This is a genomic window from Psychrobacillus sp. Z3-81 (assembly GCF_056620325.1).
Map to the genome: position 1 here is coordinate 1 of NZ_JBWQPU010000026.1, position 13,518 is coordinate 13,518.

A 13,518-nucleotide genomic window follows, 5' to 3' on the forward strand; every position below is an offset into this window, starting at 1 on the left:
TCAGCGCCGATGGTAGTTGGGGGTCTCCCCCTGTGAGAGTAGGACGTCGCTAGGCAACAGCAAGGCCGTCACCGAGTAAAATCGGTGGCGGTCTTTTTCTATTGGTCAAAAAAGACACGGGAAGAGAAAGAGATTATGTAGTTGATAGAGACAGTCGTCAAGGTAAATGGGTTTACTCTCATTCACGGGTGAAATACTCTCGGATAGGTGGTGGTTACTCTCGTTTAGCTGCTGTTTACTCTCAGTTAGACAAGGTTTATTCTCGTTCAGTGGGAATACTCTCGTTCGGGGAGCATTTACTCTCGGATAAGCCGAATTTATTCTCATTCGTGCGGGACTAAAAGGAGGGAAATATCCTGAGGCATTCTCCCCACCACAATTACTATCTAAATAGGAAAAACAAGTTTGGTGAAGGCATGGCCGATGCCAGCCAGTCTCCTAGATAAGTAGAAAATCCAAAATTCCACTCTATTCCGCAGTATCATAAATGTTACTCTCATTTACGGGAGGAATACTCTCGTTCGGGGAGCAATTCCTCTCGGATAAACTAATTTTAATCTCATTTGTGCCGGACTAAAAGGTAAAGGTAGAGGGAAATGGAGACTAATTCTAGATGTTAGGGAAATCTTCGTAGGATGATTTGTTATAGGTTACTCTTATTTGCTCGAGTTCTCTATTTGACATGACTATATATCCAACTTAGAATAGAAAAATACTAAAATTTTATAGAAAAGTCTAAATAAATATAAAATTTGTGGGTTCTTGACACTCATGGGTGTCGCTGATAACCTTGTAATAATATTCAAAACCGAGGAGGAAGTCATAGTAATGTGGGAAACTAAATTTCAAAAAGAAGGACTTACGTTTGATGATGTTTTATTGGTCCCAGCAAAATCCGAAGTATTACCAAAGGATATTAATTTATCAGTACAGTTAACAAAAAAGATTAAATTAAATATCCCGGTGATTAGTGCAGGTATGGATACAGTTACTGAAGCGAAAATGGCTATTGCTATGGCTCGTCAGGGCGGATTAGGCATTATCCACAAGAACATGAGTATCGAAGAACAAGCAGAGCAGGTAGAAACAGTAAAACGTTCTGAAAATGGCGTTATTACAGATCCATTCTATTTAACTCCTACGCATCAAGTATTCGATGCAGAGCATCTAATGGGTAAATACCGTATTTCAGGTGTACCAATTGTAAATAATGAAGAAGAATTGCGGTTAGTAGGAATTATAACGAATCGTGATTTGCGTTTCATCCAGGATTACTCTTTACCAATCAACGAGGTAATGACAAAAGAGCAGCTTGTTACCGCTCCTGTAGGAACCACATTAGAGGACGCCGAAAAAATTCTACAGCAATATAAGATTGAGAAATTACCGATCGTTGATGATAATGGAATTCTAAAAGGTTTAATTACGATTAAGGATATTGAAAAAGTAATTGAATTTCCAAACGCTGCAAAAGATCAGCATGGTCGTTTACTTGTTGGAGCTGCTGTAGGAGTGACAAGTGATACGATGATTCGAGTAGAGAAGCTTGTAAAAGCACAAGTAGATGTTATCGTAATTGACACTGCACATGGTCATTCAAAAGGTGTTATAGATACAGTGAAAAGCATTCGAAATGCATATCCTGATTTAGATATCATAGCAGGAAACGTAGCTACTGCAGAAGCAACGAAAGCTTTGTATGAAGCGGGAGCTGATATTGTAAAGGTCGGTATTGGACCAGGTTCTATATGTACTACTCGTGTTGTTGCGGGTGTAGGGGTTCCTCAAATTACAGCTATCTATGACTGTGCGACAGAAGCAAGAAAAGCTGGAAAAGCAATTATTGCAGACGGAGGAATCAAGTTTTCTGGAGATATCGTAAAAGCTCTTGCTGCAGGTGGACATGTTGTCATGCTTGGAAGCTTATTAGCTGGTACAACAGAAAGTCCAGGTGAAACAGAAATCTTCCAAGGTAGACGTTTTAAAGTATATCGTGGCATGGGTTCTATTGGAGCTATGGAAAAGGGATCGAAGGATCGTTATTTCCAAGAGGATGCAAAAAAATTAGTTCCAGAAGGAATCGAAGGTCGCTTGCCATACAAAGGACCACTTGCTGATACAATTCATCAGCTACTTGGTGGGGTAAGAGCAGGAATGGGTTACTGCGGTACTGGTACATTAGAGGAGCTTCGTGAAAACGCTCAATTTATTCGTATGACTGGGGCTGGCTTACGTGAAAGTCATCCGCATGATGTACAAATCACAAAAGAGGCACCAAACTACTCCATTTCATAAAAAGTAAAAGAGATAACGAACTTTTAGCACCCACCGGTCGTCCTCATATAGGCCGAATGGGTGCTTTTTAAATCCACTATGCTTTTTATGGACAAAGTATGATAAAATGGGCAATGATAAAATTAAAGATGGAGGTACAACAGTGAATAAAGTTTGGAAAACATCGATAGTGAAGTGGCTTATACTTCCGATGTTCCTAGTTTCTTTTGTATTTGGATTTTCTCTTAATGCAAATGCAGAAGATAACCTAAATTTGAATGTAGATGCAGCTATTCTAATTGACGCGGACTCTGGGAAAATATTATATGAAAAAAATGCGGACACGCCTCTTGGAATTGCAAGTATGACAAAAATGATGACAGAATACCTTCTTTTTGAAGCAATTGAAGAAGGAAAAATTTCATGGGATCAACAATATTCAGTTAATGAATATACATATAAAATTTCTCAAGATAGACGTTTAAGTAATGTACCATTACGTGAGGATGGTGCGTACAGTATTCGTGAATTATACGAGGCAATGGCAATTTACTCTGCAAATGGAGCTACCATTGCTATTGCGGAAACAATTGCAGGAACAGAAGATAATTTTGTTAAATTAATGAATGAAAAAGCAGCTGAAATGGGCTTGGAGGGTGCAAAGTTTGTAAACTCTACCGGCTTAAATAATGCTGATTTGCAAGGAATGCATCCAGCTAGCACAGGGGCTTCTGATGAAAATGTAATGCCTGCAAGCTCGGTGGCACGATTAGCTTATCTATTATTAAAGGATTATCCGGAAGTGTTAGAAACAACAAAAATTCCTAAGAAAACCTTCCGTGAAGGGACAAGCGACGCAATTAAAATGAGCAACTGGAACTGGATGTTACCTGGGCTAGTGTATGAGTATGAAGGTGTAGATGGCTTAAAAACTGGTACGACAGATTTCGCTGGACACTCTTTCACTGGGACTGCTACAAGAAACGGAATGCGTGTAATTGCAGTTGTGATGAAAGCAGTAGATGCTAATGGAGAAGGATCCTATGAGGCGCGTTTCGATGCTACAAGAGCATTATTTGATTATGGTTTTTCTCAATTCACAAAGGTAGATCTTTTTCCAGAGGGATATCAAATTCCTGGTAATGAAACATTAGAAGTTTTAAAAGGGAAAGAAAAAGAAGTAGCTATTGCAACAAAAGAGCCTATTTCCATGATGATCAAGCCAAGTGAAAAAGATCTGTACAAGGCTGTTTTTGTCCCTACTAATGAGACAATAGAAGCTCCTATAGAAAAAGGGACCGTAGTGGGGAAAGTAAAAATAGAAAAAACAGAAGGCACGGACTATGGCTATATAATGGACAATGGTACTGATGTGGACGTAGTGACAACTGAATCAGTAGAAAAAGCTAGCTGGATTAGCTTGATGTTCCAAGGGATAGGTAAGTTCTTCAGTGGTCTGTGGTCAAGTACGACAGACTTTATAAGTGGCTTATTTTAAAAACTTAGGGTTATGGATATTTCCATAGCCCTTTTTTATTTGGTTAAGAAAAGAAAATTCTTTTATTTGTATGATTCCTTTATATTGCTTGGCTTTCTCCTTGTTTTATCTGAAGTGCCTCTATTAGCTCCTCAGGGAAAAAGGCTATTTTTCGAAGGATTCACTTGCCAAAACTTCAAACGTATAGTAAAGTATGAGTAATTTCATGAACTAAAAACGATGATAGGAAGCAGTAGCAAGTAAGTTTTTTGTAGAGAGTCAGCGGCTGGTGGAAGCTGATAGAGGCCCTTGTGAATCCGTCCTTGAGTTGCATAGCTGAATGAGTAGGCTATGGCCGGTTGAAAAGCCGTTATTTGACAAGCGGACTTACGAAAGTGAGTCAATCAGGGTGGTAACGCGGGTATGCTCTCGTCCCTTTTGGGGATGAGGGCTTTTTTGTCGTTTTTTTTACTAATTAAAGGAGGAATATTCATGTTAGATGTAAAATTTGTTCGAGATCATTATGAAGAAGTAAAAGCGAAGCTTGCAAAGCGTGGAGAAGATATCTCAGAATTTGATCAGTTCCAACCACTTGACCAAAAGCGTCGTGACTTAATTGCAAAAACAGAGGTATTAAAGGCAGAACGTAACGAGGTTTCTCAAAAAATCTCTCAAATGAAACGCAATAAGGAAAATGCGGATGACCTAATCGTTCGTATGCGTGAGGTTGGAGATGAAATTAAAGGGCTAGACGAGGAGCTAAGAGAAGTAGAAGAAAAGTTTGAGCATATGATGATGCGTATTCCAAATGTTCCTCATGACAGTGTGCCAATTGGCGATTCTGAGGATGACAACGTAGAAATCCGCAAATGGGGAGAGGTTCCGAACTTTGACTTTGAAGCAAAAGCACATTGGGATATTGTAACGGACCTTAAGATTGTTGATTTTGAACGTGCTGCTAAGGTAACAGGAAGTCGTTTTGCATTCTACCGTGGGTTGGGAGCAAGATTAGAGCGTGCTTTACTAAACTTTATGATGGACTTGCATTCTGAAGAACATGGCTATGAAGAGATGCTTCCACCGTATATGGCAAATCGCACAAGCTTAACTGGTACTGGACAGCTTCCAAAGTTTGAAGAGGATGCATTCTTGGTAAATGAAGAGGATTATTTTTTAATTCCAACGGCAGAGGTACCAGTTACAAACTTCTATCGTGACGAGATTTTAGATGGTGACCAGCTGCCACAAGCATTCACTGCTTACAGTGCTTGCTTCCGTTCTGAGGCGGGATCTGCAGGAAGAGATACTCGTGGCTTAATTCGTCAGCATCAATTCAATAAAGTGGAGCTAGTACGCTTTGTGAAGCCTGAGGAATCTTATGAGCAATTAGAGTTGTTAACAGGACATGCAGAGAAGGTATTACAGCTGCTAGGCTTACCATACCGTGTATTATTAATGTGTACTGCAGATCTTGGCTTCACGGCTGCGAAAAAGTATGATATTGAAGTTTGGCTACCAAGCTATGGAGAATATAAAGAAATTTCTTCTTGCAGTAACTTTGAAGACTTCCAAGCACGCCGTGCAGGTATTCGCTTTAGAAGAGAGCAAGGTGCGAAGCCAGAATATGTGCATACATTAAACGGAAGTGGTCTTGCAATCGGTCGTACAGTAGCTGCTATCTTAGAGAACTATCAGCAAGCGGACGGCTCTGTAGTAATTCCAGAGGTCCTTCGTCCATATATGGGTGGAAAAACTGTAATCAAGTAAAAAAAAGAACCATTAGCGTGTTCAAACACGTTTTTGGTTCTTTTTTTTCGCTCTTAACTCTCTAAAAAAATTTGTTAACAACTCGCCACATGCTTCCGCTAAGACACCCTCTGTCACTTCACAAGTATGATTAAATCGATTATCTTGTAGCAGGTGATATAGGGAATCAACACAACCAGCCTTCAAGTCCCTTGCACCGTATACTACTCGAGGAATACGTGATTGTAGGATGGCTCCTGCACACATAGGACAAGGCTCTAACGTAACATACATAGTAGTATCTTCTAAACGCCAGCTACCTACTTTATCACAAGCTTCTTGGATAGCTAGCATCTCTGCATGCGTGGTTGCATTTTGAGTTGTTTCTCGAAGGTTATGTCCTCTTCCAATAACCTCTCCTTCATACACAATAATTGCGCCAATCGGCACCTCACCCATTGCTTCCGCTTTTTTTGCTTCTTCTATTGCTAATGTCATGTATTTTTCATCCATTGGAGTCAACTCCTCTCGCATATTTTAGCATGTTTTGTAGATGGTATGCATAAGGTAATGCGAAGGAGTGATAAATTGATTTACGTAGTGAAACAAGGCGACAGCTTATATTCTATTGCGAAACAATTTAATACGAACAGTGCTACCCTTGCTTCTATTAACCGAATAGAAGATCCAGATGTGTTGGTGATTGGGCAGGCGTTAGTATTACCAACAACCCCAAGTGCTAGCAGACCACAAATCGAATCTAACTTATATGTAGAATGGTATACAGAAGTTCCATCAAATCAGGTAATTCAGCAGGTCGAGGATGTAGCGGCATATCTAACTTATATGATGCCGTTTACTTATGAAGTGAAAAGGGATGGAACGCTCAAGCCCCTTAATTGGGGTACACTAGGGGAAATTGCTCAAGCAAACCAAGTCGAGACAGTGGTTGTGATTGCAAACTTAGAAGAAGACGCATTCAGTGATACATTAGCCCATGAGATATTTACAAATGAACAGGTAAAGAGACGTGTGTTTACAGAAACGGTAGCAGAGGCAGAAAGAAGAGGAACCAAGCATATTCATCTGGATTTTGAATATATCATGCCCACGGATCGGGAAAACTATGTCGCTTTCTTAAGAGAATTTAAAGCGTTTGCTCCTAGTTATACTTTTTCTGTTAGTTTAGCTCCAAAAACTAGTGCTAATCAGAAGGGCAAATGGTATGAGGGGCATGATTACAAGGCTATTGGCGAGATAGTGGATTTTGTTGTTATTATGACGTATGAGTGGGGGTACAGCGGTGGTCCACCGATGGCTGTTTCTCCAATCGGTCCTGTAAGAAACGTGTTAGAGTATGCGGTTACAGATATACCAGCCAATAAGATTTTAATGGGACAAAATTTATATGGGTATGATTGGACACTTCCCTATAAACCGGGGAATCCTTTTGCGAGAGCCATTAATCCTCAGCAAGCTATTCAAATTGCTAGAGAAAGAAATGCTGCAATTGAATATGACACAAAGGCTCAGGCACCTTTCTTCCATTACTGGAGAGAAGGGAAGGAGCATGAAGTATGGTTTGAGGATGCAAGGTCCATACAAGCAAAGTTTGATTTATTAAAGGAACTGGGTTTAAGAGGTATTTCTTATTGGCATAGTGGCTTTTCTTTTCCGCAAAACTGGTATCTGTTAAATGACAATTTCCGAATTAGAAAAATTTAGGGTCTCGTTGTCTTTCTTTGGAAAGACAATTAGGCTCTATTTTTCATTTTCTAGCTATGCTAAAATAAAGGGTACGATTTGAAAAATTATAGTGAGGTTAAAGCTAATGTCTATTCCATTTATCACAGTAGAAGGTCCCATCGGGGTAGGAAAGACTTCCCTAGCAAAGGCGATTGCTGATACATATCAATTTGAATTGCTTAAGGAAATAGTGGACGAAAATCCATTTCTAAATAAATTCTATGAAGACATTGCAGAGTGGAGCTTTCAAACGGAAATGTTCTTTCTGTGTAATCGTTACAAACAGTTAAGTGATATTGAAAAAAAATACTTATCACAAGACAAGCCAGTGGCAGCTGATTACCACATATTTAAAAATTTAATTTTTGCCAAACGTACTCTAAATTCAAATGAATATAGCAAGTATGAGGATATCTATCAAATACTTACGAAAAATATGCCTGTACCTAATATGGTTATTTATTTGGATGCAAGTATTGACGTATTAATGGATAGAATTGATATGCGAGGAAGAGAATTTGAGAAAAAAATTAGCCAAGCTTATTTAGAGCAGCTTTCTGAAGATTATCGTATGTTTATCGATGATTTTGAAAAGAGCCATCCACATATACCGGTTTTACGCTTTAATGGCGATGAGATAGACTTTGTAAAAAACAGTAAAGATTTAGAAAATATCTTAGAAAAAGTTGATGCAACACTGCATAGAAGGAGTTTATAGATGAATTTAAGAGAAAAGTACGGTATTCCATCAAATGCTGTTATCACAATCGCAGGTACAGTAGGAGTAGGTAAATCTACGATGACAAAAGCATTGGCGGATGCATTGAATTTTAGAACTTCATTTGAGAAAGTAGATTCCAATCCATATTTAGATCGTTTCTATGAAGACTTTTCTAAATGGAGCTTCCATTTGCAAATCTATTTTTTAGCGGAGCGTTTTAAGGAGCAAAAAAGAATGTTTGAATATGGTGGAGGTTTTATTCAAGACCGCTCTATCTACGAGGATACAGGAATTTTTGCTCAAATGCATAAAGAAAAAGGGACAATGGAACCGGTGGACCATGAAACGTATACAAGCCTTTTTGAAGCAATGGTTATGACTCCATACTTTCCACATCCAAATTTGTTAATCTATCTAGAAGGATCATTAGATGATGTCATTGACCGTATCCATGAAAGAGGTCGACCTATGGAGCAGCAAACACCACTTTCCTATTGGGAAGAGATGCATGGGCGCTATGAAAAATGGATTGATGGCTTTAATGCTTGTCCTGTTTTAAGATTAAATATTAATGATTACGATGTGCTTCAAAATCCACAAGATGTAGAAGCTATTGTAGAACGAATTGGGCAGTTTATGGCACATACAACTTCATTACTAAAATAATAAGAAACTCTACGAGCCGATCCAATGATTAGCTCGTAGAGTTTTTCTATTTTTAAAAAGGAATAGATGGTTGAAAAAAGAATATATGATATAGAGGGGGGAGAAGATTGGAAGGAATAACTATTCGCAATGCAACTGAAAATGATGCAGAGCAAGTAATTTTACATGTAAGACAAGTGCTCAAAGAGAATGCTGATTTTATGGCAACAACATTAGAAGAATTTCATCCAACGCTAGAGGAAGAAAAAGAGTGGATTCGTCTACATGGGGAGCGGGGGCTCATGCTAGTAGTGGAAAGTGAAGGAAGAATTATTGGCCTTTTAAACCTCCAGCTCTCTGCTAGAGAAAAGTTTGAGCATCAAGGGATGTTTGGAATGAGTATTCAAGAATCATTTACAGGTAAGGGGATTGGCAGCTTACTTATCAAGAGGATGCTTGACTGGGCGAAAGAACAGGGAACTATCGAAAAGATATCGCTAGAGGTCTTCTCAAATAATAAGCGAGCGATACACTTATATGCTAAGAATGGTTTTAAGGAAGAGGGAAGAAGAGTAAAACAAGCGAAACTTCGCCCTGGAGAGTATGTGGACGATATATTGATGAGTAAGTTCATTGGATAAGAACAATAAACACTTCACGTATAGATGCCCTATAAGTAAACGAGGAATGGCGAGGAGGTAGCACCTCAGTAAATCTGCATTTGACCTTGTGGTGCAATGCGCTAGAACCAGACAAAAAAACCATGAATATAAATTCATGGAACAAAATAAAAAAAGTATTAATATTCTGAAATATAAAACAAAAGAGAAATCCGTTACTTAATGTAACAGACTAATCTCCAATTTATGCGTGTGTGTTATATCAAAAAATGGAGGAGGAAGAGGGATTCGAACCCCCGCGCGGTTTGACCCGCCTGTCGGTTTTCAAGACCGATCCCTTCAGCCAGACTTGGGTATTCCTCCGAAGTACAAGAACTAATTTAACATGTATAAAAAACAAAGTCAACAAATTTGAAATACTTTCAAAGTGAAAGTATTTAGCATTTTTCCCTACCACTATATGAATATCTATCCATTGCTTTTTATAAAGAAAATAAGTATACTAGTTATTGCCGTGCTAGGTGGGAAGGTAGCGGTGTCTTGTAACTCGCAATCCGCTCTAGCGAGACTGAACTCCTTCTCTGAGGTTGAATACATGTAGGGTCTGGTCCTTGCACGTGATGTTGACATTTGGGTCCTGCGCAATGGGTACCCATGAACCATGTCAGGTCCGGAAGGAAGCAGCATTAAGTGGTGTTTTCTCATGTGCCGCGGGGTTGCCTAGATCGAGTTAACGACAAGGTTGCCGCTTATGTGTTTCAATCGAAGGAAGGTGCACGGCATTACATAACCTATTAACTCATTTGTCAGCTGACAAATGAGTTTTTTATTTGTTTAAGCTCCGGTTCTATGGAGCTGTTATCTGTTCTTTATGGTATAATGGAAACAGACTTGAAAATTTAGAGACAGGAGGGGAATTTGTTGTCGTATCAAGCATTTTATCGTGCATACCGACCACAATCTTTTTCGGAAATGTCCGGCCAAACTCATATAAAGCAAACCCTTCAAAATGCCCTCCTTTACAATAAAACCACTCACGCGTATTTATTCTCAGGCCCAAGAGGTACAGGTAAAACAAGTGCTGCCAAGATATTTGCTAAGGCATTAAATTGTGAAAATGGCCCAGCAAAAGAGCCTTGTAATACCTGTGACACCTGTATAAGCATCACGGAAGGATCAAACCCAGATGTCATTGAGTTTGACGCCGCTTCTAATTCGCGTGTAGAGGAAATGCGAGATATTATTGAAAAGGTTCGCTTTGCACCTTCGAATGCAAGATATAAAGTGTATATCATCGATGAGGTGCATATGCTCTCTACGAGTGCTTTTAATGCTTTATTAAAAACATTGGAAGAACCACCTGCACACGCTGTCTTTATACTAGCTACTACAGAGCCGCATAAAATACCATTGACCATTATATCAAGATGTCAGCGATTTGATTTTAAACGAATCACCTCAAGCGATATAGTGGATAGAATGGTAGAGGTATTGACCGATGCAGGCATTGAGTATGATTTGGGCGTGTTAAAGATAATTGCTCAGGCTGCCGCAGGGGGAATGCGGGATGCGCTTAGTATGCTAGACCAGGTGGTTTCATTTAGTGGAGAAAAGATGACCATAGAAGATGCACTACTGGTTACTGGCTCTATTGGGCAAGAAGTCTTTTACCAGCTCGCTGATGCGCTACTGGAGAAAAATGTGGCAAGTGCTTTAAGTAGCGTCGAAAAGCTGGTGGAGGACGGAAAAGATCCTGTTCGTCTAACAGAGGACTTTATTACTTTTTATCGTGATTTACTTGTTTTACAAGTTGCTCCAGACCAAACAGAGCTCTTAGAAATAGCATCAGGAGATGAAGCTTTTCTACAATTAGCAAATAAGTTTCCAGTAGATGTATTATATAAGAGCATATCTATCTTGACTGATACACAGCAAGAGATGCGTTTTTCAAACCATGCGAAGGTTTATCTAGAGACAGCTATTATTCGACTCTCCCAGGTTTCTTCCAAGCAAAAGGCGGGAGTTGGTAGCTCAGATTTAGAAATGAAAATTTCTATGTTGGAAAGCCAAATTCAACAACTGCAGCAACAAATTGCTCAAGGTGTAGTAGCCCAAGGAAGTCCTGTTACTCAGGCTGATTCTCCAAAGAGACAGAGAACAAAAGCTTCCTCTGGTGTGAAAGTATCAAGTGGTCGTATCCAAGAAATCTTAAAGACGGCTACAAAGACTGATATTCAAGAGATTAAAGCACAATGGGCAAATATATTGCAGCAACTTCAAAAGTCACATGCAGCTTTATTAAATGATGCTGAGCCAGTAGCAGCATCTTCAAGCGCATTTGTGTTAAAATTTAAATACGATATTCATTGTCAGATGGCAATGGAAAATAAAACATTCTCCACTATATTTCCGCAGTTAATCGCCAACATAACAGGGAAAGTATATGAGATTGTTTATGTGCCAGAAGAAAGTTGGCTAAAGATTAGAGAAGATTTCATTAAACAGAATGGCTTAAAAACAGGAAACAGCACGGACAGCGCTGAGAACAACAATGCAGAGAATGAGGCATTGGAGCTTTTACAAGGACCTGAGGAGATTTCGGAAGATCCATTAATAGTAGAAGCAGAAAAGTTATTTGGAAAAGAGTTTGTAGAAGTACATGATGACTAAGGAGGAAAATTAAATGCGTGGAATGGGTAATATGCAAGGTATGATGAAGCAAATGCAAAAAATGCAAAAGAAAATGGCTGAGGCACAAGAAGAGTTAGGAAACCAACACTTCGAGGGCGTTGCTGGTGGTGGAATGGTGAAAGTAACCGTTACTGGACATAAAGAAGTAATAGAGGTTGCACTAGACCCTGCTGTAGTAGATCCAGATGATGTAGAAATGCTTCAAGATTTAATTGTCATTGCAACAAACGAGGCAATGAAAAAAGCGGAAGAAACTGCGAACAGCACGATGGGACAATTCACGAAAGGATTGAACCTTCCTGGCATGTTCTAGGAGGAATAAATCATGCATTATCCTGAACCAATATCTAAGCTAATAGATAGTTTTATGAAATTGCCAGGGATTGGGCCGAAAACAGCGGCCCGTCTGGCATTTTTTGTCTTAACAATGAAAGAAGACACTGTACTAGATTTTGCGAAGGCTCTAGTAGATGCCAAAAGAAATTTAAGCTATTGTTCTGTGTGTGGTCATATCACGGACGTAGACCCTTGTAGTATTTGCCGGGACCATTCCAGAGATAAATCTATGATATGTGTGGTCCAAGATACGAAAGATGTTATCGCGATGGAGAAAATGCGAGACTATAACGGCCTCTATCATGTGCTTCATGGTGCAATATCTCCTATGGATGGGATAGGCCCAGAGGATATTAACGTTCCTTCTTTACTTAAAAGATTACAAGATACACAAGTGGAAGAGCTTATTTTAGCGACTAACCCAAACATTGAAGGGGAAGCAACTGCTATGTATATCTCCCGTCTTGTAAAACCATCCGGTATAAAAACTACAAGGATTGCTCATGGTTTACCTGTAGGTGGAGATTTAGAATATGCCGATGAAGTAACTTTATCCAAAGCATTAGAAGGAAGAAGAGAGTTATAAGGGGTTTTGAATTTGTTTTTTCGAAAAGGAAAACTAAAAAAAGAGTTTGACGATCAGTTCGTGGAATTAATGAAGGCAACCAAGGATGATTGGCAGCAAGCAATGGTAATAGAAGGTCATTTAAATGATTATGACTTAGATGCTATCGCAAAAAGAAAGATTGCGGAGAGTGTGCACTTCTATCTATATAAAGAAGCCAAGGTCAGAAACATTGTTATTAAATAGAATAATTAGTAGTACTAGCCTCATATAATAAGCACACTAATTTTATGGAGGGATACACATGAAGTTGACGATTATTATTTGTTCGGTGGTACTACTACTCTTTTTATTTTTAAAAAGCTCTTTTTCTTCTGTTTTTGAAGGAGTTTCTATTCTGTTGTTTAGATTAGGATTCTCTTTTTTAGTTTTATTCGGTGTTCACTTGCTTTTAGGGATGATTGGGTACAGCATTCCTATAAACTTGTTCACAGGAGCTGTAGTGGCGGTATTAGGAGTGCCTGGAGTAGCGTCAGTAGTGGCTATTTCTATCTTTATATAATTTATATAAAAAAGTTTATAAAAAGTGTTGACTTATGAAATGAATGAGAGTAATATAGTAGAAGTCGCCGAGAGGTAATAACGACTTGGCAACACGATGAACATTGAAAACTGAACATGCAAAACGTCAAGATAT

At 39.0% G+C, this 13,518-nt stretch carries 13 protein-coding genes, 1 tRNA gene, 1 other RNA gene and 1 other annotated feature; of the genes, 13 read left to right on the forward strand and 2 right to left on the reverse strand.

The annotated features are described in order from the left end of the window. The first annotated feature begins 828 nt into the window (after nucleotides 1-828). From guaB to serS, 3 genes are all read left to right on the forward strand, one after another. Nucleotides 829-2,295, forward strand: coding sequence for an IMP dehydrogenase (guaB, locus tag AC1ECF_RS17335; protein ID WP_480390690.1), 1,467 nt, complete (start codon nucleotides 829-831; stop codon nucleotides 2,293-2,295). Between the two features lie 142 nt (nucleotides 2,296-2,437). Then, a complete protein-coding gene (locus AC1ECF_RS17340; RefSeq protein WP_480390691.1) occupies nucleotides 2,438-3,772 on the forward strand; it encodes a serine hydrolase in 1,335 nt (444 codons plus the stop codon). A gap of 210 nt (nucleotides 3,773-3,982) precedes the next feature. After that, nucleotides 3,983-4,191, forward strand: a binding site (T-box leader). 52 nt (nucleotides 4,192-4,243) lie between these two features. Further along, complete coding sequence (gene serS / locus AC1ECF_RS17345; RefSeq protein ID WP_480390692.1) at nucleotides 4,244-5,518, forward strand: serine--tRNA ligase; 1,275 nt, start codon at nucleotides 4,244-4,246, stop codon at nucleotides 5,516-5,518. A gap of 21 nt (nucleotides 5,519-5,539) precedes the next feature. Here the strand turns inward: serS and tadA are convergent, their stop codons facing one another. After that, nucleotides 5,540-6,010 carry a tRNA adenosine(34) deaminase TadA gene (gene tadA / locus AC1ECF_RS17350; RefSeq protein ID WP_480390693.1) on the reverse strand — a complete coding sequence of 157 codons (471 nt, stop codon included), beginning with the start codon at nucleotides 6,008-6,010 and terminating at the stop codon, nucleotides 5,540-5,542. A gap of 75 nt (nucleotides 6,011-6,085) precedes the next feature. Here tadA and AC1ECF_RS17355 point away from each other — a divergent pair, with 75 nt between their 5' ends. The 4 genes from AC1ECF_RS17355 (at nucleotide 6,086) to AC1ECF_RS17370 (ending at nucleotide 9,250) form a co-directional block, all read left to right on the forward strand. Then, nucleotides 6,086-7,222 (forward strand): glycosyl hydrolase family 18 protein, encoded by a 1,137-nt coding sequence (locus AC1ECF_RS17355; protein ID WP_480390694.1) that lies wholly within the window; start codon nucleotides 6,086-6,088, stop codon nucleotides 7,220-7,222. Nucleotides 7,223-7,328: 106 nt separating this feature from the next. Further along, complete coding sequence (locus AC1ECF_RS17360) at nucleotides 7,329-7,961, forward strand: deoxynucleoside kinase (RefSeq protein WP_480390695.1); 633 nt, start codon at nucleotides 7,329-7,331, stop codon at nucleotides 7,959-7,961. Next, a complete protein-coding gene (locus tag AC1ECF_RS17365) occupies nucleotides 7,962-8,630 on the forward strand; it encodes a deoxynucleoside kinase (protein WP_480390696.1) in 669 nt (222 codons plus the stop codon). A gap of 107 nt (nucleotides 8,631-8,737) precedes the next feature. Continuing rightward, nucleotides 8,738-9,250, forward strand: coding sequence for an N-acetyltransferase family protein (locus AC1ECF_RS17370; RefSeq protein WP_480390697.1), 513 nt, complete (start codon nucleotides 8,738-8,740; stop codon nucleotides 9,248-9,250). Nucleotides 9,251-9,499: 249 nt separating this feature from the next. Here AC1ECF_RS17370 and AC1ECF_RS17375 read toward each other — a convergent pair. Beyond that, a tRNA-Ser gene (locus AC1ECF_RS17375) sits at nucleotides 9,500-9,592 on the reverse strand. A 149-nt stretch (nucleotides 9,593-9,741) separates the two neighbouring features. Between AC1ECF_RS17375 and ffs the strand changes: the two genes are divergently transcribed. The 6 genes from ffs (at nucleotide 9,742) to AC1ECF_RS17405 (ending at nucleotide 13,383) form a co-directional block, all read left to right on the forward strand. Continuing rightward, an RNA gene (gene ffs / locus AC1ECF_RS17380) (signal recognition particle sRNA large type) lies at nucleotides 9,742-10,009 on the forward strand. Nucleotides 10,010-10,150: 141 nt separating this feature from the next. Further along, nucleotides 10,151-11,899 (forward strand): DNA polymerase III subunit gamma/tau, encoded by a 1,749-nt coding sequence (gene dnaX / locus AC1ECF_RS17385; RefSeq protein WP_480390698.1) that lies wholly within the window; start codon nucleotides 10,151-10,153, stop codon nucleotides 11,897-11,899. Nucleotides 11,900-11,912: 13 nt separating this feature from the next. After that, nucleotides 11,913-12,233 (forward strand): YbaB/EbfC family nucleoid-associated protein, encoded by a 321-nt coding sequence (locus AC1ECF_RS17390; protein ID WP_480390699.1) that lies wholly within the window; start codon nucleotides 11,913-11,915, stop codon nucleotides 12,231-12,233. 12 nt (nucleotides 12,234-12,245) lie between these two features. Beyond that, the gene (gene recR, locus AC1ECF_RS17395) at nucleotides 12,246-12,842 is read left to right on the forward strand and encodes a recombination mediator RecR (protein ID WP_480390700.1); all 597 of its coding nucleotides are present in this window, start codon (nucleotides 12,246-12,248) and stop codon (nucleotides 12,840-12,842) included. Between the two features lie 12 nt (nucleotides 12,843-12,854). Beyond that, complete coding sequence (locus AC1ECF_RS17400; RefSeq protein WP_480390701.1) at nucleotides 12,855-13,067, forward strand: YaaL family protein; 213 nt, start codon at nucleotides 12,855-12,857, stop codon at nucleotides 13,065-13,067. Nucleotides 13,068-13,125: 58 nt separating this feature from the next. Further along, nucleotides 13,126-13,383 (forward strand): pro-sigmaK processing inhibitor BofA family protein, encoded by a 258-nt coding sequence (locus AC1ECF_RS17405; RefSeq protein ID WP_480390702.1) that lies wholly within the window; start codon nucleotides 13,126-13,128, stop codon nucleotides 13,381-13,383. The last annotated feature ends 135 nt before the right edge of the window (nucleotides 13,384-13,518 follow it).